The organism is Saccharopolyspora gloriosae, assembly GCF_022828475.1.
Taxonomy (GTDB): Bacteria; Actinomycetota; Actinomycetes; order Mycobacteriales; family Pseudonocardiaceae; genus Saccharopolyspora_C; species Saccharopolyspora_C gloriosae_A.
This window is the reverse complement of the sequence record NZ_CP059557.1, coordinates 1,053,085-1,076,200: the sequence shown is the minus strand read 5'-3', so window position 1 is coordinate 1,076,200 and position 23,116 is coordinate 1,053,085. Positions and strand designations below refer to the sequence as shown.

General features: G+C 68.6%; 19 protein-coding genes. 5 read left to right on the top strand and 14 right to left on the bottom strand.

All coding sequences use genetic code 11. From position 1 onward, the window contains the following. Positions 1 to 17: 17 nt before the first annotated feature. Positions 18 to 2,090 (bottom strand): transglycosylase domain-containing protein, encoded by a 2,073-nt coding sequence (locus H2Q94_RS04600; RefSeq protein ID WP_243795526.1) that lies wholly within the window; start codon positions 2,088 to 2,090, stop codon positions 18 to 20. Between the two features lie 402 nt (positions 2,091 to 2,492). Between H2Q94_RS04600 and H2Q94_RS04595 the strand changes: the two genes are divergently transcribed. Then, on the top strand, positions 2,493 to 2,867 hold the full coding sequence (locus H2Q94_RS04595; protein WP_243792358.1) for a hypothetical protein: 375 nt from the start codon (positions 2,493 to 2,495) through the stop codon (positions 2,865 to 2,867). 18 nt (positions 2,868 to 2,885) lie between these two features. On the opposite strand, the gene H2Q94_RS04590 is transcribed toward H2Q94_RS04595, so the two are convergent. From H2Q94_RS04590 to H2Q94_RS04580, 3 genes are all read right to left on the bottom strand, one after another. Then, positions 2,886 to 3,299 (bottom strand): hypothetical protein, encoded by a 414-nt coding sequence (locus tag H2Q94_RS04590; protein ID WP_309501166.1) that lies wholly within the window; start codon positions 3,297 to 3,299, stop codon positions 2,886 to 2,888. 252 nt (positions 3,300 to 3,551) lie between these two features. Then, positions 3,552 to 4,247 carry a DUF6319 family protein gene (locus tag H2Q94_RS04585; RefSeq protein ID WP_243792354.1) on the bottom strand — a complete coding sequence of 232 codons (696 nt, stop codon included), beginning with the start codon at positions 4,245 to 4,247 and terminating at the stop codon, positions 3,552 to 3,554. 111 nt (positions 4,248 to 4,358) lie between these two features. Then, entirely contained in the window at positions 4,359 to 5,852 is a 1,494-nt protein-coding gene (locus H2Q94_RS04580; RefSeq protein ID WP_243792352.1) for a flavin-containing monooxygenase, read from the bottom strand. Between the two features lie 135 nt (positions 5,853 to 5,987). Between H2Q94_RS04580 and H2Q94_RS04575 the strand changes: the two genes are divergently transcribed. The 3 genes from H2Q94_RS04575 (at position 5,988) to H2Q94_RS04570 (ending at position 7,615) form a co-directional block, all read left to right on the top strand. Next, positions 5,988 to 6,587, top strand: coding sequence for a TetR/AcrR family transcriptional regulator (locus tag H2Q94_RS04575; RefSeq protein WP_243792350.1), 600 nt, complete (start codon positions 5,988 to 5,990; stop codon positions 6,585 to 6,587). A gap of 135 nt (positions 6,588 to 6,722) precedes the next feature. Next, positions 6,723 to 6,851 (top strand): hypothetical protein, encoded by a 129-nt coding sequence (locus H2Q94_RS30430; protein WP_258718660.1) that lies wholly within the window; start codon positions 6,723 to 6,725, stop codon positions 6,849 to 6,851. A gap of 2 nt (positions 6,852 to 6,853) precedes the next feature. Then, positions 6,854 to 7,615 carry a hypothetical protein gene (locus H2Q94_RS04570; protein WP_243792348.1) on the top strand — a complete coding sequence of 254 codons (762 nt, stop codon included), beginning with the start codon at positions 6,854 to 6,856 and terminating at the stop codon, positions 7,613 to 7,615. A gap of 287 nt (positions 7,616 to 7,902) precedes the next feature. Here H2Q94_RS04570 and H2Q94_RS04565 read toward each other — a convergent pair whose 3' ends face one another. The 6 genes from H2Q94_RS04565 to H2Q94_RS04540 all read right to left on the bottom strand — a co-directional run bounded on the left by H2Q94_RS04565 (position 7,903) and on the right by H2Q94_RS04540 (position 17,722). After that, complete coding sequence (locus H2Q94_RS04565) at positions 7,903 to 10,122, bottom strand: 3-hydroxyacyl-CoA dehydrogenase NAD-binding domain-containing protein (protein ID WP_243792346.1); 2,220 nt, start codon at positions 10,120 to 10,122, stop codon at positions 7,903 to 7,905. 143 nt (positions 10,123 to 10,265) lie between these two features. Continuing rightward, positions 10,266 to 11,480: an acetyl-CoA C-acetyltransferase gene (locus H2Q94_RS04560; protein ID WP_243792344.1), complete on the bottom strand. Its 1,215-nt coding sequence runs from the start codon at positions 11,478 to 11,480 to the stop codon at positions 10,266 to 10,268. A gap of 210 nt (positions 11,481 to 11,690) precedes the next feature. Beyond that, complete coding sequence (locus tag H2Q94_RS04555) at positions 11,691 to 13,280, bottom strand: L-lactate permease (protein WP_243792342.1); 1,590 nt, start codon at positions 13,278 to 13,280, stop codon at positions 11,691 to 11,693. 370 nt (positions 13,281 to 13,650) lie between these two features. After that, a complete protein-coding gene (gene glcF / locus H2Q94_RS04550) occupies positions 13,651 to 14,982 on the bottom strand; it encodes a glycolate oxidase subunit GlcF (protein ID WP_243792340.1) in 1,332 nt (443 codons plus the stop codon). Continuing rightward, positions 14,982 to 16,235 carry an FAD-binding oxidoreductase gene (locus tag H2Q94_RS04545; protein ID WP_243792338.1) on the bottom strand — a complete coding sequence of 418 codons (1,254 nt, stop codon included), beginning with the start codon at positions 16,233 to 16,235 and terminating at the stop codon, positions 14,982 to 14,984. Before H2Q94_RS04545 ends, glcF begins: the two co-directional genes overlap by 1 nt. Then, positions 16,235 to 17,722, bottom strand: coding sequence for an FAD-linked oxidase C-terminal domain-containing protein (locus tag H2Q94_RS04540; RefSeq protein ID WP_243792335.1), 1,488 nt, complete (start codon positions 17,720 to 17,722; stop codon positions 16,235 to 16,237). Before H2Q94_RS04540 ends, H2Q94_RS04545 begins: the two co-directional genes overlap by 1 nt. A 240-nt stretch (positions 17,723 to 17,962) precedes the next feature. Between H2Q94_RS04540 and H2Q94_RS04535 the strand changes: the two genes are divergently transcribed. Further along, the gene (locus tag H2Q94_RS04535; RefSeq protein WP_243792333.1) at positions 17,963 to 18,466 is read left to right on the top strand and encodes a YbaB/EbfC family nucleoid-associated protein; all 504 of its coding nucleotides are present in this window, start codon (positions 17,963 to 17,965) and stop codon (positions 18,464 to 18,466) included. Positions 18,467 to 18,474: 8 nt separating this feature from the next. On the opposite strand, the gene H2Q94_RS04530 is transcribed toward H2Q94_RS04535, so the two are convergent. The 4 genes from H2Q94_RS04530 to H2Q94_RS04515 all read right to left on the bottom strand — a co-directional run bounded on the left by H2Q94_RS04530 (position 18,475) and on the right by H2Q94_RS04515 (position 23,030). Then, on the bottom strand, positions 18,475 to 19,350 hold the full coding sequence (locus tag H2Q94_RS04530; protein ID WP_243792331.1) for an oxygenase MpaB family protein: 876 nt from the start codon (positions 19,348 to 19,350) through the stop codon (positions 18,475 to 18,477). A gap of 29 nt (positions 19,351 to 19,379) precedes the next feature. Next, a complete protein-coding gene (locus tag H2Q94_RS04525) occupies positions 19,380 to 20,525 on the bottom strand; it encodes an alkaline phosphatase family protein (protein WP_243792329.1) in 1,146 nt (381 codons plus the stop codon). An 18-nt stretch (positions 20,526 to 20,543) separates the two neighbouring features. Next, the gene (locus H2Q94_RS04520) at positions 20,544 to 21,686 is read right to left on the bottom strand and encodes an acyl-CoA dehydrogenase family protein (protein ID WP_243792326.1); all 1,143 of its coding nucleotides are present in this window, start codon (positions 21,684 to 21,686) and stop codon (positions 20,544 to 20,546) included. A 213-nt stretch (positions 21,687 to 21,899) separates the two neighbouring features. Continuing rightward, positions 21,900 to 23,030: a CaiB/BaiF CoA transferase family protein gene (locus H2Q94_RS04515; protein WP_243792323.1), complete on the bottom strand. Its 1,131-nt coding sequence runs from the start codon at positions 23,028 to 23,030 to the stop codon at positions 21,900 to 21,902. Positions 23,031 to 23,116: the final 86 nt, after the last annotated feature.

Here is a 23,116-nt window from a genome sequence, read left to right as displayed (position 1 = left end):
CCTTTGTTCAGGCGCGGTTACGGGGCGGGCGGCGGGCTACCCGGCAGTGGCGCCGCCGGAAGCCCTTCGTGGATCTTGGTCATGGCATCGAACCAGGTCCGTGCAGGTACCTTGCCACCGAAGATGTTGCCGTCGCCGCACAGGTACGGCGGCGCGTCACCGCCACCGTCGCAGATCCCGCGGGGGCGCGAACCGTCGGCGTAGGTCAGCACCGCACCGGCCATCTGCGGGGTCGCCGCGAGGAAGCCTGCCGACTTGCTCTCCTGCGTGGTCCCCGTTTTGCCGATCATCGGCCGGGTCCATTGCGCCGCGCTCGCGGCGACCTTGGAGGTGCCTTCGGTGTCGTCCTTGCTCATGCCCTGTGCGAGCTGTCCGGCGATCTCCGGCGAGATGGCCTGCTCGCACGGAGCTTCCTTGATCGGGACCTCGTTGCCGTTTCGATCGCGGATTTCTTCCAGCGGCGTCGGCGGGCAGTAGGTGCCGCCGCTCATAATGGTCGCGGCCACATTGGACAGTTCCAGCACGCTGGTGGGCGTGTAGCCGAGGGTGAACGCGCCGCGCTTGTTCTTCTTGACCGCTTCGGCTTGGGACGGACCGTTGGAGCCGTCGTCCTTGAGGGTGGAGCCGCTGCTGTTCACGCCGTTCATGCCTTGCCGCAGGCCGAGTTTCGAGGCCATGTCGACGGCGGCGTTGAGCCCGACCTTCTCCTGCAGTGCGACGAAGCCGGTGTTGGGCGAGGTCGCGAGCGCCATCTGCAAGGTGCGATCACCCGGCTGGACGCCCTCGGCGTTGCCGACCGTGTACGGGTTGGTCCCGTTCTTGTAGACGCTCGAGGTGTAGTTCGCGGGAACCGGCACGTTGTCGTTGATCGTCATGCCTTGTTCGAGGGCGGCGGCTGCGGTGAAGACCTTGTAGATCGAACCGGCGCCGAAGGGCTGGACTCGGCTGACGATGTCGTAGGCCGTCTGCCCCGCGTTGGGGTCGTTGCCGAAGTCGCGGTTGGCGACCAGCGCACGGACCTTGTGCTTGTCCGTTCCCGGCTCCACGACGGACATGGCGTTGGCGATGCCGTCGGTCTGCGTCGGCACCTGCTTCTTCGCCGCTTCCTTCGCCGCATCGCTGGACTTGCGATCCAGCGTGGTGCGGACGGTGTAGCCGCCGGTTTCCAGCTTGTCGTCGTCGATTCCGGAACGTTCCAGGTAGCTGCGCACGTACTCGCAGAAGAAGCCGTCGGTGGTGCCGTCGCCGATGCCGACGCAGCCGTTCGGCGGACGCCCCAGCTGCGGCGTCAAACCGAGCGGCTCGTTCTTCGCCAGCTGAGCGTCTTCCTCGCTGATCCGGAGGCTGTTGTGCGGATCCGTCATCAGGTCGATCACCAGGTTGCGGCGCTCCAGCGCCTCATCCGGGTTGGACCGAGGGTTCAGCGAGCCGGGCTGGTTGACGACCGCCGCGAGCAGGGCCGACTGGGCGACCGTCAGCTTGTCCGGGGTGGTGCCGAAGTAGGTCTGCGCACCGGCGCCCACGCCGAAGGTCTGGTTCCCGACCGGCACCACGTTCAGGTAGCCGGTGAGGATCTCCTCCTTGCTCATGGTGCGCTCCAGCTCAACGGCGATCTTCGCTTCGCGCAGCTTTCGCGCGACCGTCGTCTCCTTGGCCTTCTCCGCGTCGACCTCGTTCTGGGCGACGACATGCACCAGGTAGTTCTTCACGTACTGCTGCGTGATCGTCGATGCGCCCTGGGCCGTGCCGCCGGTGCTGACGTTCTTCGCGAGCGCACGCATCGTGCCCTGCCAGTCGACACCGTCGTGGTTCCAGAAGCGCTTGTCCTCCACCGCGGTGATCGCGGCCTTCATGTAGCCGGAGATCTGCTCCGGCTTCGTTTCGACTCGATAGTCCTTGAAGAAGTGCGCGATCGGCTCGCCGTCCTTGTCGGTCACCACCGACACCTGCGGCATGTCCCGTTTCGCCAGTGAGCTCGACATGCTCGACATCGCGTCGGTCGCCTGGTTCACCACCGCCCCGGCGCCGGTCGCCATCGGCATCATCAGGGTCGCCACCAGCACTCCGGCCAGTACGCACAGTCCGAACATCTTCAACAGCACGCCGCTGCGCACGCCTGCCCCAATCACCGCATGTCCATGAAGACCTGGTCTCGACCGCTCGTCACGGGCCTGGCCCGGCGCGTTCGCCACGGCGGCGGCTCCGAGCGTTCCGGGAAGGCGCGGCGGATTGCCGTGAGGTCGCCGAACCTGCTCCGTCGGTCCCTCCGTTGATATCACACCGGCCTGTCAAGGCCGACCTCCGGCCGAGCTTCCGAAAACGGCATTCGCCCTGGCACTACGCGGAAAATCGACCGTGCGGCGCAACCGGCGCATTCTTCCGCCACGTGTCGCACCTAACGTCCGACGATCGCTGCGGTTCAACCGAAGTCTCAGTGAGCCCGGTGATCGAACGCCTACACTTGGTCACAACGAACCGTTGCGGAGGAACCAATGGTCGACCCGTTCTTCGATTCCCTGGCCACCGCGCTCGGCGGGCAGATCGCCGTTGCACTGGGGAGCGCCGCGCAGGGCGCGCTCGACAAGGTGCGCGGCCTGCTGCGCCGTCGTGCCGACCCGGAGACGCTGGCCGCGTTGGAGGCCGCCGAAGGAACGTCGGCGGGGCAGCCTCAGATCCAGGCGTTGGCCGAACGTCTGGACCAGGTTTCGCAGGACGATCCCGAGTTCGACGCGGAGCTGCGCGAAGCAGGCGCGGACGTGCACCACGAATTGTCCGCATCGCACAACCGCGTGGTGAACCAGAACTCCGGCACCGTGCGCAACTTGATTCAGAGCGAACAGATCAACGGCGACATCACGTTCAACTGAGCCCGGAATCCGGCTTGGTCAGCCTGCCCGCTGGTCGGCGTCGTTGAGCTCCGCGAGGTAGCGGTTGTACTCGGCGAGCTCCGGATCTTCGCTTACCTCCACGGGAGGCGCCGGCGGCGGTACGAGCGGCCGCCTGCGGCTCGTGGCGCCGTCGCCCGCTGCTTCCGCCGCTGCCGTTTCCGCCGTTGCCGTTTCGCCGGACACCGTCTCCGGCTCCTGCTGTGAGTTCTGCTGCAGTTCCATGCGGATCAACCAGAACCACATGCAGAGCGTGAACACCCCGAACAGCGGCCACTGCAGGGCGTAGCCGAGGTTCTGGAAGCTTCCGCCCGCTTCGTGCGCCCGATCCCACTGCCACCACGCCAAGAAACCCGTTGCGATCACCGCGGCCACGAACACCGCGTGCAGCAGCAACCAGCGTGGGGTCAGCATCCGAGTCACGTGCTCGATTCTAGGCGCCTTCTCGCACCGATCTTCACCTGCGACCGCGCTGGGCTGAAACCGTTGGACGTGAGCCTGGGTTCGGGCGTGCCGCGATCGTTCACGGGCGGCCAGTGGGCCGCGAAAGCGAGGAAGGGAACCTTCCTGCCGTCCGCCCCCGGCGACACCGCCTCGCAACGGCCGTAGCCGTTCCCTCCCGCGAGGAAGGGAACCTTCCTGTCACTCTCCGCCCGTCGGCCGGGGTCACTCGGTGAGGTCGTGGAGCATGCGCTGGGCTTCGGCGAGCTGCTGCTCGAGCTGTTCGACGCGTTCGCGCTGCTGCTCCCGCGCCGCTTCCAACAGCGGTTCGACGGCGGCGGCGACCTCTTCGTGCAAGGACTTGGCCGCCTGAGCCACGGCCGAGGTCGACACTGGCGTGGGGCGCAGGACGCGCTTCTTGCCGGTGCTGACTTCAACGTTCCACTGGCCCGCCTGGTCGGCCGTCAAGATCACCGTGGCGCCCGCCGGCGGCTTCGGCTTGCGCCGATTCGCCGCCGCGGCTGATTTCGGCGCGGATCCGGCACTGGCGCTCGGCGCTGAGCTCGACGGCTCCGGGCCGGCGGGTTCGGCGGCCGGTTTCGGCTCCGGCGCCTTCGCCGAGGTCTTGGCCGGTTCGGCGACGCTAGCCGGGGCCACCGGCTCGGGCTCCTTGCGTTTGCGCGGCGGCTTGACCGCCGTCACCTCCGCAGCCGAGAAGGACAGCACGTCCTTCGACCCCGCCGGGCGGATCTGGATGAAGTCACCCTCCGCCGGATCGTCGAGTGCGACGACCTTGCCGGAGCGCCCCTCAGGTACACCGACCGCGGCTGAGGTGAACCACAGCGTCGGTGTACCACCGGAGGACAGTTCTTCGCGGAGTCCCCGGATCTCGTCGGACGACAACGTGCGGGCCTGTGGCATCGGAGCCCCTAGCTCAAGATGCGCCCCGCCCTCCGGCCCAACACCGGGTGAACTCAGCCGGGGCTGTTCCAACAACGACGCCCGAACTATATCGAACGCCCGTGCGAAGCATCAATGGCGCCCGGTTGCCGCTTTGATCTCGAAGTCGGCCGGATCGGCTTTGCGGGTGCGCAGCCAATAGTTCCAGGTGAAGCCGGGCCAGATGGTCCGGTTGACGCCATTGACGTCCAGGTACCAGCTCTGGCATCCACCGGCGGACCACACCGCATCGGAGAGCTGGTGCTGGATCTTGTCGTTGAATTCGTCCTGCACGGACTGCCGCACGTCGATCTGATCGACCTCACCGCGGTGAATCGGCCGCAGACAGCTGAGCACGTAGTTGATCTGCGACTCGATCATGAACACGACGGAGTTGTGCCCGAGTCCGGTGTTCGGCCCGAGCAGGAAGAACAGGTTGGGGAAGCCGGAGACGGTCACGCCCAGATGGGCCTGCATCCCGTCCTTCCAGGCGTCCCGCAGCTTCCGCCCGTTGCGACCGACGATGTCGAGGTGGTCGAAAGCGTCGGTCACGTGGAACCCGGTCCCGAAGATGATGGCGTCGACCGGGTACTCCTCGCCCTCGCCGGTGACGACCGAGTTCTCCTTGACTTCAGCGACACCGCTCGTGCGGAGGTCGACGTTGGGCCGGTTGAGCGCCGGGTAGTAGTCGCTGGAGAGCAGGATCCGCTTGCACCCCATGGAGTACTTGGGAACGACCGCCTCGCGCACTTCGGGGTCTTTCACGACTCGGCGGATGTAGCGCTTGGCGAGGTGCTCGGAGATCTTCCCGAGCAGTTTGCTTCGCAGCACCGCCACCGAGCGGAACTCGAGCGTCCAATACACCGCGGCACGAGCGGCGCGCTGCAAGAGCGGGACCCGCCGGAACAACTTCCGCACCTTTTCCGGAATTTCGCGGTCCGGCTTGGGCTGCACCCACGGCGGCGTCCGCTGGAACAGGTGCATTCTGGACGCCTGCGCGGCCACCTTCGGCACGAACTGGATGGCGCTGGCACCGGTTCCGACGACGGCGACCCGCTTGCCCTCCAGGTCGTAGTCGTGATTCCACTGAGCCGAGTGGAAGACCTCGCCCTGGAAACGTTCCAGCCCGTTCAGCTCCGGGTAGCTGGGGATGTGCAGCGCACCGACACCGGACACGAGTGCGCGACCGACGTATTCGGCACCGGACGCGGTGGACACGTGCCAGTTGTGCAGGTCCTCGTCGTATTCCGCGCCGGTGAACTCGACGCCGTAGTGAATGTGCTCGCGGATGCCGTACTTGTCCGCGCAGCGCTGGAGGTAATCGGAGATCTCCTGCTGTTCGGCGAACAGCCGGGACCAGTCCGGGTTCTGCTCGAACGAGAAGGAGTACATCAGCGAGGGAACATCGCAGGCGCATCCCGGATAGGTGTTGTCGCGCCAGGTACCGCCGAGATCGTCGCTCTTCTCCAACACGATGAAGTCGTGGATGCCCGCTTCCTTGAGCTTGATCGCCGTGCCCAGCCCGGCGAACCCGGTGCCCACGATGACGACGGACGTGTCGTGTCGCTGCGGTGACGCCTGCGTCATTCCAGCCCTCCCTGGTCGACCACACCTTCCTACCAACAAGTAGCCTACTATGAGTAGGTTACCTTCGGTAGGGTTCGTCGAGGCGTTTCTCGGTAGGGTTGAATCGTGAATGTTCAGCAGGCTGGCGGAAACTCCGTGACGAACGGGCGACGCAAACGTCTCCCCAGGGCAGAGCGGGAACAGCAGATCCTGGCCGTCGCCGAGCAGGTATTCGCGACCAACAGCTACCAAGCCACGTCCATGGACGACATCGCGCACCGCGTGGGCCTGTCCAAGCCGATGCTGTACGAGTACTTCGGCTCGAAAGAAGGACTGCTGCTCGCCTGTGTCGAACGCGCGCGACGAGAACTGCTCGACGCCACGACCGAAGCCGCGGCGGCCGCCGCCGGGGACAACGCCCAGCTGCTGCACGGTTGCCTGCTCGCGTTCTTCCGCTTCAGCGACGATCACGCCCAGTCCTGGGCACTGCTGCGCAATGAAGCCGCCATCCCGATGGCGACGGTCAACACGGAGCTCGAAGCCACCAGGGAACAGCAGACGGAGCTCACCGCCCGGCTGCTCGAAGCCAGCCGGCCCGAACTGGACCAGGTTCGCCTCGAAGCATTCGCCGAGTCGATCATCGGCGCCTGCGAGCGGCTGGCGCTGTGGCGGGAGAAGCGGCCCGAGATCACCGCCGAACACGCCACCCAGCACCTCATGGCTTTGATCAGCCCCAGCCTCATGCCGGAGAGCTGACAGCCGCCCACCCCCGCTGCCCATCCGCAGAACGAGCAGCCGAAAACCACTCGATCGAGGGGCATTACTTCTCAAGGGATCAAGAGCGGTCGCCAGAGTGTCGATGGGGAGCGCGTTGATCGTCTGGAGTAGCAGGTGACTTCGCACGGCCCGTTCGGGTCGCCGACATCCGCACCGGACGGCCTCACCAGGTTCCCGTCCCGGCACCGCACCCCGGCGCCGGGCCGGGAGCCGAGCCCCACTCGCGACACCAAGGAGAACTGATCTTGCGCCCCTGGACCACGCGCACGTTGCAAGCAGCCGTCGTGGCCGCGGGATTCGCCGCAGTCGGGGCCGGCACCGCCTCGGCAGCGCCAGGACCCGAACTCGTCAAGCCGGACCTGTCCTCGGTGCCCGACGACATCGGCATCACCGCGCCGGTGGACGCCTGCCGCATGCAGGACGCTCCTGGTTTCAACAGCACCAAAGCACCCTGCGTGGACGCACAACTGCGCGCCAGCGCACCGAACGTGCTCAAGCAGGTCGGTGCCGACATCGTCACCACCACGCACGGCATCGCCGGGGAGCTGCGTGACGGTGAGCCGCTGCTGAGCAACGGCAAGCCCGCCCGCATCACCGGGCACATCGGTGCGGAACGCCTGCGGCTGGAGGACCTCACCAAGACCCGGCCGACCATCGGCGTCAAGGCGGAGCCGCGGCACACCGGGTTGCTCGAGTCGCGCGCACCCGGCGGCGGTTTCCTCGACGCCGAGATCGGGCCGCGGCAGCCCGACCACCAGGGTGTCTCCGCCGGAGACACCGCGGTCGCCCTCACCGCCGCGCAGGGCTACACCGTCGGCCCGGCCGCCCGGCCCGACGCGCTGCTCAAGCACGACCTGCGCGGCGCGGACCTGCCGAAGGTGGGCGATGTCGTGCCCGCCGCCGGGAAGGTCGCCGAGATGACGAAGGCCGACGAGCTCACCTCCGTCCCCGGCCAGATCGTGCACAACGTCGCCACCGGACTGCCACAGCTGCCCGGACAGCGATGACCACAGCGGTGCCCGAGTAGGCGCCGCGCTGCGCAGTGCCCAGAAGGGGCGCCGGACCACACGGTCCGACGCCCCTTTTTCATGCCCGGATCGGTGCGAGGAAGGGAACCTTTCTGCCACCGGTGCGAGAAAGGTTCCCTCCTCGCTTCGAGCGGCCGGCTGGAGCTTCGCGCTCAGCGGGTTCGCCGGGGCGAGGAAGGTCGCCTTCCTGTCACTGGTGCGTGGAAAGCGACCTTCCTGTCATGAGCGCCCCGGTGACGTGTCGCCGACGGAAGGGAACTTTCCTGTCATGCCGCCGAGGTGGCGCTGACGATCTCGTCGTCCGGCTCGCCGAGTGCGAACGGCTCGCCCGTCTCGGCTCGGCGCACCAGGGATTCCGGCGGGGTGAAGCGCTGCCCGTAAGTGTCGGCGAGCGCCTTCGCACGCTCGACGAAACCGGCGAGGCCACCGGCGTAGCCGTTCATGTACTGCACCACTCCCCCGCTCCACGCCGGGAAGCCGATGCCGAAGATCGACCCGATGTTGGCGTCCGGAACGGACCGCAGCACGCCCTCGTCCAAGCACCGAACGGTCTCGATGGCCTGAATGAACAGCAACCGCTCGGTGAGATCGGTGAGTTCGACCTTCGTCGGGTCGACGCTGCCCGCACCCAGCCGGTCCACGAGTCCGGGCCACAGTCCCCCGCGCACACCGTCGGTGTACTCGTAGAACCCGGCGCCGCCCGAACGGCCGGGCCGCTCGAATTCCTCGACCATGCGGTCGAGGATCTCGTCGGCGGGGTGCGGGGTCCAGGTGCCGCCTGCTTCCTCGATGGCCCGCTTCGTCTCTTCCCGAATCTTGCGCGGGAGGGTCAGGGTGAGCTCGTCGAACAGTTGCAGGACCGGCGCGGGGAACCCGGCCTGGTTCGATGCCTGTTCGATCGTCGCGGGGTGAACGCCCTCGCCGAGCATCGCCACGCCTTCGTGCAAGAAGGTCCCGATGACGCGGCTGGTGAAGAACCCGCGGCTGTCGTTGACGACGATGGGCGTCTTCTTGATCTGCTGCACGACGTCGAACGCCCTGGCCAGTGCGCGTTCGTTGGTCTGCTCACCGCAGATGATCTCCACGAGCGGCATCTTGTCGACCGGGGAGAAGAAGTGCAGCCCGATGAAGTCCTCACGCCGCCGGACGCCCTCGGCGAGCGAGGTGATCGGCAGCGTCGAGGTGTTGGAGGCGATCAGAGCGTCGCCGTCGATGACGTCTTCGATCTCGCTGTACACCTGGTGCTTGAGCTTGGTGTCTTCGAAGACCGCCTCGATTACCAGGTCGCAGCCGGTGAGCTGCTCGTTCTGGTCGGTCGCGGTGATGCGGCCGAGGACCTCGTCGCGCTCTGCGGCGGTGCTCCGCCCCTTGTCGACGGCTTTGCCGAGAATCTTCTCCGAGTAGGCCTTGCCCTTCTCGGCGGCGGCCAAGGAGATGTCCTTGAGGACCACCTCCATACCGGCCTTCGCGCAGACGTAGGCGATGCCGGCGCCCATCATTCCGCCGCCGAGCACGGCGACCTTGCTCGCCTTCCACCGCTCGATGCCGTCGGGACGGCTGCCGCCGGAGTTGATGTGCTGGAGGTCGAAGAAGAAGGCCTTGCTCATGTTCTTCGCCGTCTGACCGCTTGCCAGGTCCACGAAGTAGCGGCCCTCGATTTCGAGCGCGGTGTCGAAGTCCACCTGGGAGCCTTCGACGGCCGCGGCGAGGATGTGCTTCGGCGCGGGCATCGGGGCGCCCTTGAGCTGCTTGCGGATGTTCGCCGGGAACGCGGGCAGGTTCGCGGCGAACTTCGGGTTCGACGGCGTGCCACCGGGGATCTTGTGGCCCTTCTGGTCCCAGGGCTGCACCGCCTCCGGGTTGGCCTTGATCCAGTCCTTCGCGCGGCTCAGCAGCGTGTCGGCGTCCTCCACGACCTCGTCGATCAGGCCGAGTTCCTTGGCCTTCTCCGGACGCAGGCGCTGGCCCTGCGTGAGGACCTTGAGCAGGGCGTCGGCGATGCCGAGCATGCGGACAGTGCGGACGACGCCGCCCGCGCCGGGCAGCAGGCCCAACGTCACCTCGGGCAGGCCGAAGCGGGTCTTCGAGCCGTTGAGCGCGATGCGGTGGTGGCAGGCCAGCGCGATCTCGAGGCCGCCGCCGAGCGCGGTGCCGTTGAGCGCTGCGACGACCGGCACCCCGATGGTCTCCAAGGTGCGCAGCTGCCGTTTGGTCGTGGCGCTGACCTCGGCGAACTCTTCGACGTTCTCGGGGCGGACCCGCACCAGGTCACGCAGGTCGCCACCCGCGAAGAAGGTGCTCTTCGCCGAGGTCAGCACCACGCCGGTGATCTTGTCGCGTTCGTCTTGGAGGCGCTGCAGCGTCTCCTCCATCGACCGCACGTAGCGGTCGTTCATCGTGTTCGCCTGCTGCTGGGGGTCGTCGAGGGTGAGAACGACGATGCCGTCGGCGTCCTGGTCCCAGCGAATGGTGCTCTGGTCGCTCATCGCGGAAATGTCCTTCGTGGTTCGCGAGCGCCCGGCCCGAACTGCGGCGGTGGTGCGAGCAAGGGAACTTTCCTGCCACCGGTGACAGGTTGGTTCCCTTCCTCGCGGCGCAACGGCCGGTGCGGCTTCGGTGCGGGGTGGGGTCAGCTGAGCCGTTCGATGACGGTGGCGATGCCCATGCCGCCGCCGACGCAGAGGGTGGCGACGCCGTAGCGCTGCTCACGGCGTTCGAGCTCGTCGATGAGGGTGCCCAGGATCATGGCGCCCGTCGCGCCGAGCGGGTGCCCCATCGCGATGGCGCCACCGTTGACGTTGACCTTGTCGTGCGGCACGCCGAATTCCTTCATGAACCGCAGCGGCACCGCGGCGAACGCCTCGTTGATCTCGATCAGATCCATCTGGTCGATGGTCATGTTCGCCTTGGCGAGCGCCTTGCGCACGGCGGGGCCAGGCCCCGTGAGCATGATCGTCGGGTCGGCTCCGCTGAGCGCCGCGGAGAGAATGCGGGCGCGCGGGCGCAGGCCGGTGCGCTCACCAAGGCTTTCGCTGCCGATGAGGGTCAGCGCCGCGCCGTCGACGATCCCGGAGGAGTTGCCCGGGGTGTGGACGTGGTCGATCTGCTCCACCCAGTGGTATTTCTGCAGCGCGACCGAATCGAATCCGCCCATGTCGCCGATGGCCGCGAAGGACGGCTGGAGGCCGCCGAGGCTGTCCGCGGTGGTGTTGGCGCGGATGTGCTCGTCCTTGTCCAGGATGGTGCGGCCGTTGCGGTCGACCACCGGCACGACGCTGCGGGAGAACCGCCCGTCGGCCCAGGCCTTGGCAGCGCGGGTCTGGGACTCGGCGGCGTAGGTGTCGACGGTGGTGCGGTCGAAGCCTTCGAGGGTGGCGATCAGGTCGGCCCCGATGCCCTGCGGCACGAAGGACGTGTCGAAGTTCGTCTCCGGGTCCATCGCCCAGGCGCCGCCGTCGGAGCCCATCGGCACGCGGGACATGGACTCGACGCCGCCGGCGAGGACCGCGTCCTCCCAGCCGGAGCGGACCTTCTGCGCCGCGACGTTCACGGCTTCCAGGCCGGAAGCGCAGAACCTGTTGAGCTGGACGCCGCTGACGGTGTCGGGCAGACCGGATGCCAGCGCGGCGGTCTTGGCGATGTCGCCGCCCTGGTCACCCATCGGGGACACGACTCCGAGCACGAGGTCGTCGATCAGTTCGGGGTCGAGTCCCGGGTGGCGCCTGCGGAGTTCGTCGACCAGTCCGACGACCAGGCTGATCGGTTTGGTCCCGTGCAGCGATCCGGTTTTCTTTCCGCGACCGCGGGGGGTGCGGATCGCGTCGTAGACGAGCGCCTCGGACATGGGCGACGTGCCTCCTCGTTGCGGCCTGTTACTCCACCCAGAGTGTGACACCATCACTGTCACAGTCAATGCCCGTCGATGCGAGGAAGGGAACTTTCCTGCCACCGGTGACAGAAAGGTTCCCCTCCTCGCAGCCTTCAAGCGCGCAACGTGCACGTTGGTGGCAGGAAGGTTCCCTTCCTCGCGCCGGTGACGGGAAGGTTCCCTTCCTCACATCCACGTCATCCAGGACAGGACCGGGGTCGCTTGCAGGGCGATGAGCGCGCACATCAGCAGGAGGAAGCCGAGGCTGAACGGGAGGACCCGGCGGAAGAGGTCGCCCTCACGCCCGGCCATGCCGACGGCTCCGGCGGCGATCGCGAGGTTCTGCGGAGAGATCATCTTGCCGAGCACGCCGCCCGATCCGTTGGCGGCCGCGGCCAGCATCGGGTCGATTCCGGCCTGCTCGGCCGCGGTGACCTGCAAGGCACCGAACAGCGAGTTGGACGAGGTGTCCGAGCCGGTGACGGCCACTCCCAGCCAGCCGAGGATCGGCGAGAGGAAGGCGAACAGACCGCCGGTGGCGGCCATCCAGGTGCCGAGGGTCGCGGTCTGCCCTGAGGTGTTCATGACGTAGGCGATGGCGAGCACGGTCATCACCGTCACGATCGCCCAGGCGAGCTGCCGGTAGGTGGCGCCGTACCGGCCGAGGGCGTCACGTGCTCTGATACCGATCACGGGAATGGTGATCAGACCTGCGATCAGCAGCAGTGATCCCGCTCCGGACAACCAGTTGAACTTGAACTCGGTGAGCGAGAGCGCTTCCCCTCCGGCATCGCGGATGTCGAGTCCGGGCCAGTTGAACTTGAGCGTGACCGCGTCGAGCAGGTCGGCGACCGGACCCAGCTGGGCGACGACGAACACCGCGATGATGATCAGGTACGGCGCGTAGGCCCGCAGCACTTCCGCGCGGCTGCCCGCGGGTTCGGAGGCGGGCGGTTCGGCTCCGCGAGGTGTCCACACTCGCATCAGCAGCACGGTCGCCCCGGCCGCTACGAGCGCGGCGATGATGTCGGTCAGCGGAACGGACACGTAGTTGGACGCCACGAACTGGGCCACGGCGAAGGTGAATCCGCAGGTGAGGGTGGCGGGCAGCGTCTCCCGCACACCGCGGACTCCGTCGATGATGCCGACGAGGACCAGGGGGACGAACAGCGCGAGCAGCGGGGTCTGCCTACCGGTCATGGCGCCGAGGTCGGCCAGTGGCAGCTCGGTCACGCTCGCCAGCGTCACCAGCGGTGACGCGAGCGCCCCGTAGGCGACGGGGGCGGTGTTGGCGACCAGCGCGACGACGGCCGAGGTCATGGGGCTGATGCCGAGCGCCAGCAACATCACGGTGGTGATCGCGACCGGCGTGCCGAACCCGGCGAGCGCCTCCAGCAACGCCCCGAAGCAGAACGCGATGATCATGGCTTGGATGCGGCGGTCCCCGCTGATCCGGGAAAAGCTTCGTTGCAGCACATCGAAATGCCCGGTCGTCACGGTCATCTGGTAGATCCAGATGGCGTTGATGACGATCCACAGGATCGGGAAGAAGCCGAACGCCGCCCCGAGCGTGGCCGACAGCAGTGCCTGGTCCACCGGCATCGGGTAGACGAACATCGCGATCGCGAGCGCGACGGCCAACGCGATGAGCGAGGCCTTCCACGCCGTCATGCGCATGAGGCCGAGCAGAGCGAACAGCACGAGCAACGGCAGCGATGCCGCCAGCGCGCTCCAGCCGAGTGAGCCGAACAGCGGGGCCAGGATCTGTTGGTACACGACCACTCCTTTGTGGGCGGAGGGCAGCCTGCCGAGACGGCGACGATAACCGCGGGTCCGCAAGTCCGATAGCGCCAACCGGACGCGGCACCGGGGTTCGTACGGGGCCTTGATCGACTTCGTCCTCGGGGAGACCGCGAGGAAGGGAACCTTTCTGTCACCGGTGGCAGAAAGGTTCCCTTCCTGTCACCGCTGTGCGAAAAGGAACTGTTCGCGCGGCGCGTATTCGACGGGTCCGCCACCGAGCGCGGCGCCGCGGGCGCACCGCGAGGAGGGGAACCTTCCTGTCACCAGTGCGAGGAAGGGAACCTTCCTGTCACCCCACGCCGTCGCCGGGCACCGAGGAAGGGAACGTTCCTGTCACGCCGGTTCACCGGTCCAGCAGCGTGTCCACTGTCGCGCCGCGGATCGATGCGTCGAGCACCTGCACGGTGTGCGCCATGGGCAGTGCCTCGCCGCGGCGTTCCAGTGCCGCGCGGATCTGCATGGAGCAGCCGGGGTTGGCGGTGACGAGCAGGTCGGCGCGGGTGTCTTGGACGTGGGCGGCTTTGCGGTCGCCGAGTTCTTGTGCGGCTTCGGGCTGGAGCAGGTTGTAGATCCCGGCGGAGCCGCAGCACAGTTCGCCGCGGTTGATCTCGCGCAGTTCGATGCCGGGGATGTCGCGGAGCAGGGCGCGCGGCTGGGACCGGATGCCTTGTCCGTGGCTGAGGTGGCAGGCGTCGTGGTAGGCGATGGCGGCGGGCAGCGGGTGGCGGGTGGCGGCGGGTCCGAGTTCGGTGAGCAGTTCGGCGATATCGCGCACTTTTGCGGCGAATCGTTCGGCTTTGGCGGCGTAGTGCGGGTCGTCGCGCAGCAGCCGCGGGTATTCCTTGAGGGTCGAGCCGCACCCGGCGGAGTTGATCACGATGTGGTCCACTCGGGACTCGTCGAAGGTGTCGAGCAGGGACCGCGCGAAGGCCACGGCTTCCTCTTCACGGCCGGAGTGTTCGCTGAGCGCGCCGCAGCATCCTTGTGCGGGCGGGATGACGACGTCGCATCCTTCGGCGGCGAGCACTCTGGCGGTGGAGGCGTTGACGTCGGGGAAGAAGGCGCTCTGCACGCAGCCGGTGATCATGCCGACGGTGGCGCGGCGAGTTCCGCGGGCGGGCACCCGGTGGCCGAGCCGGGGCGCCCGGTTGATCGGTGGCGCCAGCGTTTCCATGGTGCGCAGGTGCGGCGGCAGTGCCGCGGTGATACCGGTGCGCCGTAGCAGTTTTCCGATGCGGAGCCGTTGGTAGAGGGCGAGCGGTCCGCGCATGGCGCGGAGTCTGCGCGGGTAGGGGAACACTGTGAAGATCGCGGTGCGCAGCAGTTTCTCCCACCGGCCCCGGGTGTGTCGGCGTTCGATCTGGGCGCGGGTGTCGTTGATGAGGCTGCCGTATTGCACTCCGGAGGGGCAGGCGCTGACGCAGGCCATGCAGCCGAGGCAGGCGTCCATGTGACCGACCATGGTGTCGGTCATGGGTTCGCCTTCGAGTCCTTCTTTCATGAGGTAGATCCGCCCGCGCGGCGAGTCCATCTCTTCACCCCACAGGTCGTAGGTGGGGCAGCTGGGCAAGCAGAATCCACAGTGGACGCAGTCGTCGATGAGTTCGCGCTGCGGCGGGTGCAGTGCGTCGAAGGCGCCGGTGCGCAGCACGTCATCCGGTTGGGTGTCGCTCATCAGATTCCTCCCGCGAAACGGCCGGGGGCGAGTCGGTGTCCGGGGTCGAATTGGTCTTTGACGCGGCGCATCAGGGTGAGCACCCCGGCGGGCTGCGGACCCCATGCGTCGAGTGCGTCGCGCACGGCGCCGGTTCCTCGTTCCAGCACGACGTATCCGAGCCGGCCGCGCAGTGCGGCGACGAGTTCGCTGACGGCGCGGGCGTCGGCGGTGGCGGGCAGTCCGGCGTGGAGCACGCCGAGTCCGGCGGCTCCGCGCAGCGCGGGCGCCAGCCCGGTATCGGCGGCGGCGCGGTCGGCGGCGGTGAGCAGCGCGGTCAGCGCGGCCGGTTCGGCGCCGAGCCGCAGCGCGTTGTCCGCGGGCCGGAACGGGGATGCCCCCCACCAGTCCGGCGCGTGATCGTGGACGGTGCCGCCGACGTCGCGGGCGAGGGTTTCGGCGCGTTCGGAGGTGGCGTCGGGCCGTCCTTCGAGTTGGGCGCTCACGGTGATGGCGCCGCCGGGTTCGGGACGGTCGAGTTCGATGGCGGTGGGCATGGCCTGGCAGTGCCGGTAGGTGTCGACGATGGCGGCCGCGTCGGCGGCGGTGTCGACGGTGCTGTTGATCCAGCGGTGTTCGGCGGCGAGCGGGTGCAGCCGGAACACCACTTCGGTGATCACGCCGAGGGTGCCGAACGATCCGGTGTAGAGCTTGCCGAGGTCGTAGCCCGCGACGTTCTTGACGACTTTGCCGCCGGAGGTCGTCACGGTGCCGTCAGCGCGCACCACGGTGATTCCGATGAGCAGGTCGCGCACGCCTCCGAAGAAGTACCGGCCGGGTCCGGAGGTCGCGGTGGCGACGGTGCCGCCCGCGGTGGCGGTGCGGACCGGCGGGTCGATGGGCAGTTGCTGGTCCGCTTCGGCGGCGGTGTCGTGCAGGGTGCCGAGCGGGGTGCCCGCTCGGGCGCTGAGCACCAGGTCACCTGCGGCGTGTTCGATGATTCCGCTGTTCGCGGACAGATCCAGCAGCAGGTCCGCGGAGCGGGGCGCGGCGCCCCAGTCGAGTTTGCTCCCGGATCCTCGCGGTACGACGGTGAGTTCGTGTTCGGCGGCGGCGCGCAGGATCTTCGACACGTCCTCGGTGCCGGATGCGGCGGCGACCCAGGTGGGCCGGACGCCTGCCACGTCGTCGGTCTCCGCTGCTTCGCGGATCCGGTCGGCGCCCACCGCGGATTCCAGCGCGGCGCGGGCGGTGGGGGTGGTCTTCGCGGGCATCAGAACTGGTCCGCCAATCCTGCTTCGGTGAGCGGGTGCACGCCGCGGCGCGGGCCGGGGACTTCGCCGCACAGTCGTGGCGTCGGGAACACCTTGCCCGGGTTGCAGATTCCGGCCGGGTCGAACGCGCATCGCACGAGTTGCATGGTGTCGAGGTCGTCGTCGGTGAACATCCGGCCCATGTACTTGACCTTGTCGGCGCCGACGCCGTGTTCACCGGTGATGGAGCCGCCGTGCTCGATGCACAGGTCGAGGATGGCCCCGGAGACCTCTTCGGCGCGTTCGGCCGCCCCGTCCTCCGCATCGTCGAACAGCACGAGGGGGTGCAGGTTTCCGTCTCCGGCGTGGAAGACGTTGGCGACGCGGACCCCGGAATCAGTGGAGAGCCGGGCGATGCGTCCGAGCACTTCAGGCAGCGCGGTCCGCGGGATCACCCCGTCCTGCACGATGTAGTCGGGACTGATCCGCCCGACCGCGGCGAACGCGGATTTGCGGCCTTTCCAGATCATGGCGCGTTCGTGATCGTCGGCTGCGACGCGGATCTCGAAGGCGCCGTGTTCGTGGCAGTGCCTGCGCACTTCGTCGAAGGTGTGCTCGACTTCGGTGACGGGTCCGTCGAGTTCGACGACGAGCACGGCGCCCGCGCCGTCGGGGTATCCACAGTGGACGGCTTGTTCGGCGGCTTCGATGGCGAGCGCGTCCATCATTTCGATGGCGGCGGGGGTGACACCGGCGCTGATGATCGCGGAAACGGCGGCGCCCGCGTCGTCGGTCGAGCGGAAACCGGCGAGCAGGGTCTGCACCGCTTCGGGTTTGCGCAGCAGCCGCACGGTGATCCGGGTGACGACGCCGAGTGTGCCTTCGCTGCCGATGAACGCACCGAGCAGGTCGTAGCCGGGTGCTTCCCGTGCGGGGCCGCCGAGTTCGACCAGCTCGCCGTCGGGGGTGACCACCTGCAGCCCGAGGATGTGGTGGGTGGTGAAGCCGTATTTGAGGCAGTGCGCGCCGCCGGAGTTCTCGGCGACGTTGCCGCCGACGGAGCACACCTGCTGGCTCGACGGGTCGGGTGCGAAGTAGTAGCCGTGCGGCGCGGCGGCGCCGGTGACGTCGAGGTTGATCACGCCGGGTTCGACGACGGCGCGTTCGTTGGCGACGTCGATCTCCAGGATGCGCCGCATCTTCGAGGTCACGATGAGCACGCCTTCGGAGTGCGGCAGCGCCCCGCCGGACAGTCCGGTGCCGGAGCCGCGCGCGACGAAGGGCACCTGCTGTTCGGCGCAGGCCGCGACGACGTGCTGGACCTGTTCGGTGCTCTCCGGCAGGACGACCACGGCGGGCACCACCCGGTAGCTGGCCAGGCCGTCGCATTCGTAGGTGCGGCGCCGCTGCTGATCGGTGATCACCGAGTGTTCCGGGAGGACCGCGCGAATGCGGTGCACCAACCGGTCGAGGTCGGCGCCGGGGACCGCGGTGCTGGTCGAGGACATGGGCACGCCTCCTCACTACCGAGGATTTCGCTATGCGGAATCACTGTTCCGAACATCGAGAACTTTAGGTGGAGCAGCACATAGATACAAGAGGTCGACAAGACCCCGTACTGCCCCTATTGTGCCTCGCGTCACCACGATCGACGCCGCTCGCGACGGCCGAATCGACAGAACATCCCCAGCACGCGAACCGCACTGGCTACGCTCCCTGAAAACATCCGGAACTGGGGAGATTTTTCAATGTCCAGTGCTCAGCAACGCGTCCAGGAGATGCTGGCCCGCTTCGAGGAGCAGGCCTCCGCCGCGGCACAGCTCAAGGACAAGATGAGCGCTATCCGCGGCGAGGCCAGCAGCCAGGACGGCTCGGTCACGGTGGCCGTCGCCCCCTCGGGCGCCGTCCTCGACCTGCGCCTGAGCCAGCAGGCGATGCGCCAGTCGCACACCGCCCTGCAGCAGACGATCATGCAGACGATCCGGCAGGCGACCCAGCAGGCCGCGGAGACCATGAACGCCACCGTGGAACCGGTGCTGGGCGATCGCGCCGAGCAGTTCCGCGAGGCCTACAACGCGCACGGCGCCCAGCCCCCGGCAGGCCTGGACGACCAGCCCGCGCCCCGCCCGGAGCGGCCCGCCACGCCCAGCGCGGAGAAACCGGCCGGCACCTCCACCCCGCCGTCCGGCAGCAATCGCCGCGCCCAGGACTGGGACGACGACGACTTCTCCCGCGACTCGTTCCTGCGCTGAGACCCGGACTACGCGGTGCGTGCGGCGAGCGCCGCGGCGGACGGGTACACGGGTTCGCCGAGCCGCTCCACGGCGCGCAGCACGTGATCGGCGGGGAAGCGCCAGCGGATCGCGCCCGGCACCGCGAGTCCCGTGGCACGAGCCGCCCGCAGTCCCGCCGTCACGGCGGCGCGCGGGAACGCCGACCGGCCGTAGATCCGCCGCGCCCAACCGGGAAGCAGCGAGTAGGCGAGATGCCCGATCGGCAGGTAGGTCAGGTTCACCCCGGCCCGCCACCACTCGGGGAACGGCCGGTGCAGGAAGCGGTAGATCACCTCGGCGTCCGCGGTCCGCGCGAGCCGCGGGCGCATCCCGGCGAAGTACGCCGCCATCTCCCGCCGGGAGCCGGGCACGGTCGCCGGGTCCAGCCCGACGAGTGCGGCGGACCGGCGCTGCTCGTCGAAGTACCGGTCCAGCAGCGGATCGGTGAGCGGGAAGCCGGCACGCCGCACCACGGCGGCGAACGAGGCGACCTCAGCGCAGTGCACCCACCGCAGCAGTTCCGGATCGTCGAGCCGGATCGGCGTTCCGTCGCGGTGATCGGTGGCGGTGAGGATCGAGTGCACGTGCCGCACCCCGGCCGCGGCCCGGTCCACTTCGGCGCGGCCGCCGTAGGTGGCGAGACCGACGAAGGCGCTGGTGCGGCGCAGCCTGCCGAGCGGATCGTGCTGGAAGTCGGAGTTCTGCACGACGCCCGCGACCGCCCGCGGATGCAGCGCCTGCAGGTAGAGGCTGCAGATTCCGGCCGCCCACATGGACGGGTCGCCGTGCAGGTGCCATGTCACCGTGTCCGGACCGAAATAGCCTCGATCCGGGGTGTTGAACGTGTCCTCGCCGGTCATCATCGACCTCCGTCGCCGTCACACCACCGCGATCACCCTTGCGCCACGAGCAAGGGAACGAATTGTTCGGCCGCGGTGAGCGAACCGTGGTGCCCGCGCAGCGCGGACTCCCCCGGTTCCACCACGGACCGGGTCACCGCCGACTCGCGCAGCACCGCCAGCACGTCGCCGATGCGCGGGCGCACCGAGTCGGCCACGACCGGGCCGAACCAGCCCTCGTCGATGGCCTGTTCGCCCGTGATCACGGCGCCGCGTTCCCCCAGGATCGCCTGCCATGCCTGGACGACGTCGTCGCGCGCACCGGGTTCGGAGTAGATGTGGCGGGCTCGGGCGTCGCCGCCGAGCAATCGGACACCGGCGCTCAACGCGGGTTCGGTGTCGGCGTCGATGGTGTCGGCCGGATCGACGGTGACCATGCCGTGGTCGGCGACCACGAGCAGCTGGGCGCCGCCGGGCAGCCGCTGCGCGATCGAGGCCACCAGCCGGTCCACCTGGGCGAGCTGGAGCCGCCACGGCAGCGAGCCCGGCCCGTGTCCGTGCCCGACGAAGTCGAGGTGACCGTGGTAGGCGTAGCACAGCGCGGGACCGGGTTCGGCCAGTGCGGCGAGCACTTCCGCGCCGAGGTCGCCGAGCGCGTGCACGCCGCGGAATTCGCCGCCGCGCAGCGCCGCCCTGGTCAGCCCGGTACCGCCGAACTCCTTGGGCGCCACCGAGCGCACCTGCACTCCCGCGTCGGCGGCGCGTTGCAGCACCGTCGGCGTGGGCTGCGCGGTCTCCGGCGGCCACTGCTCGAGCAACGTGGGCCGGTGCCGGCTGCCATGGGCGGACCAGGCCAACGGGTGCAGCAGGCCACCGGACGGTTCGGCGAAGGTGTAGCCGACGATGCCGTGCGCACCGGCGGCCAGTCCGGTTCCGAGCGAGGTGATGCTGGTGGCCGTCGTCGTCGGGAACCCGGCCAGCAGCGGCTCGCGGGTGGCCAGTGAGGTCAGGAACGGCGCGTCGGCGGCGTGCTCGTCCAACAAGGACCAGCCGAGGCCGTCGATGAGCAGCACCGCCGCCGAACGGCATCGCGGGATCCGGAGCGTGTCGGTGAATCCCGCGATGCCCATGGCGGCCAGCGCCGACGGCAGGACATCGGACAGCGCGCGTTCCCCGTCGGGAGTGACCATCCAGTCCATGCCGCACCTTTCGTGACGTCAGATTCCCAGCGAGCGCCCCACGATCTCCTTCATGATCTCGGTGGTGCCGCCGTAGATCGTCTGCACCCGCGAGTCCAGGAAGGCCTTCGCGACCGGGTACTCCATCATGTAGCCGTAGCCGCCGTGCAGCTGCAGGCAGCGGTCCACGACCCGCTTGTTCATCTCGGTGAGCCACCACTTGGCCATGGCGGCGTGTTCCACGCTCAGTTCACCGCGGACGTGGTCGGCGACGCAACGGTCGGTGAACACGCGGCCGATCTGCACCTCGGTGGCCATTTCCGCCAGCTCGAACCGGGTGTTCTGGAACTTGCCGATGGGGCGGCCGAACGCGGTGCGGTCCCGGCAGTACTGCTTGGTGATCTCCAGGACCTTCTCGGCGCTGGCGACCGCGGCCACGGCGATCGACAGCCGTTCCTGCGGCAGGTTCTGCATCAGGTAGATGAAGCCCTGGCCCTCTTCGCCGAGCAGGTTGCTCGCGGGCACCCGCACGTCGTTGAAGTACAGCTCCGCGGTGTCCTGCGACTTCTGGCCGATCTTGTCCAGGTTGCGCCCGCGCTCGAAGCCCTCCATGCCCCGTTCCACCACGAGCAGGCTGATGCCCTGCGCGCCCGCGTCGGGGTCGGTGCGGGCCGCGACGATCACCAGGTCGGCGTTGATGCCGTTGGAGATGAACGTCTTCTGCCCGTTGAGCACGTAGTGGTCGCCGTCGCGGACGGCGGTGGTGCGCATGCCCTGCAGGTCGCTACCGGCGCCGGGTTCGGTCATGGCGATCGCGGTGATCGTCTCACCGGAGCAGAAACCGGGCAGCCACCGCTGCTTCTGCGCCTCGGTGCCCAGCCTCGTCAGGTACGGGAGGTTGATGTCGGTGTGCACCGGCGAGCCGAACCCGTTGATCCCGGCGTTGACCAGCTCCTCGTCGAGCACGACGTTGAACCGGAAGTCGTCGACGCCGCCACCGCCGTACTCCTCGTCGACGGCCATGCCCAGCAGGCCCTGCTTCCCGGCGGCCGTCCACGCTTCGCGGCTGACCACGCCCGCCGCCTCCCACTCTTCCTGGTGGGGCAGCAGCTCTTTCGCGATGAACGTCTTGGCGGTCTCGCGGAACGCCTCGTGCTCCGCCTCGAACAGTTCCCTGCGCATCTCGTGTTCACGCTTCCCTTCAACAGCCCGTGCAGAGCGTCTTGTGTCGTTGTCTTGCCGGCGACGAAGCCGATGAGCGGTGACCACCTGAGCAGCGCGGCCACCCGCGGGGTCTCGGCCGCCTTCGCGCTGAGGCGGCGATGTTCCTCGTGGCGGAGATCCCGCAGCAGGCAGGCAGCCGAGATTCCGCTGTGCGGACCAATCCGAGGTCCCTCATACCTCGTGAATCGCGCCGGAAGCGAGCAGGTCGGCAGCGGTGGACACCTGCCAGTCCGTCAGCACCGCGGCGTCCGGCACCGGCACCGGGCGCGGCGGCGAACTCGGGGTGTGGGAGAAGCGCGGGGCGGGCGCCGGTTGCAGCACGCCGTCCGGGCTCGGCAACGTGCCGCGGGCGCGGATGTGCGGGTGGTCTTGAGCTTCGGTCATCGACAGCACCGGCGCGACGCAGGCGTCGGAGCCGTCGAAAACCTCGGTCCACTCCGCGCGGGTGCGCTGCGCGAAGACTTCGGCGAGCCGTTCGCGCAGGGCAGGCCAATTCGCCGGGTCGTCGCGGTCCGGGGCCTCGCCGGTCAGGTCGAGGCGAGCCAGCAGTTCCGCGTAGAACTGCGGTTCCAGAGCGCCGACCGCCATGTATTCGCCGTCGGAGGTCTCGTACACGTCGTAGTACGGGGCGCCGGTGTCGAGCATGTTCGTGCCGCGCTCGGTGCTCCACGCTCCCGATGCGGCGAAGCCGAACAGCATCGACCCCAAATGCGCAGCACCGTCCACAATGGATGCATCGACGACTTGGCCCTGTCCGCTGGTGCGCGCCTGCAGCACCGCGGCCAGCACGCCGACGGCCAGGTACATCGCACCGCCGCCGAAATCTCCCAGCAGGTTCGCCGGAACCTGCGGCGGCCCGCCCTTGCGGCCGATGGCGTGCAGCATGCCGCTCAACGCGATGTAGCCGACGTCGTGTCCCGCCGTCGAGGCCAGCGGGCCGTCCTGACCCCAGCCGGTCATCCGGCCGAACACGAGCTTCGGGTTGACCTCCCAGCACTGCTCCGGCCCCACCCCGAGGCGTTCGGCGACACCCGGCCGGAAACCCTCGATCAGCACGTCGGCCTGCTCCACCAACGCCAGCACCGTTTCCGGGCCGCGCTCGTGCTTGAGGTTCACCGACACCGCGCGCTTGCCGCGATCGAGCAGGTCGTGCTTGTTCGGGCCGCCGCCGGGACGACCCACGCGCACGACGTCCGCGCCCAGATCCGCCAGCAGCATCCCGCAGAACGGAGCCGGGCCGATGCCCGCCAGCTCCACCACCCGCACGCCCGCCAACGGGCCGCCGTTGCCTTCTGCCGTCACGCCTGCACCTCTCCGCCAGCGGCTGCACGCCACGCACGACACCGTGTCGCGACGCAATTAGTGTTACATCGTTGGTGTCACAGCGG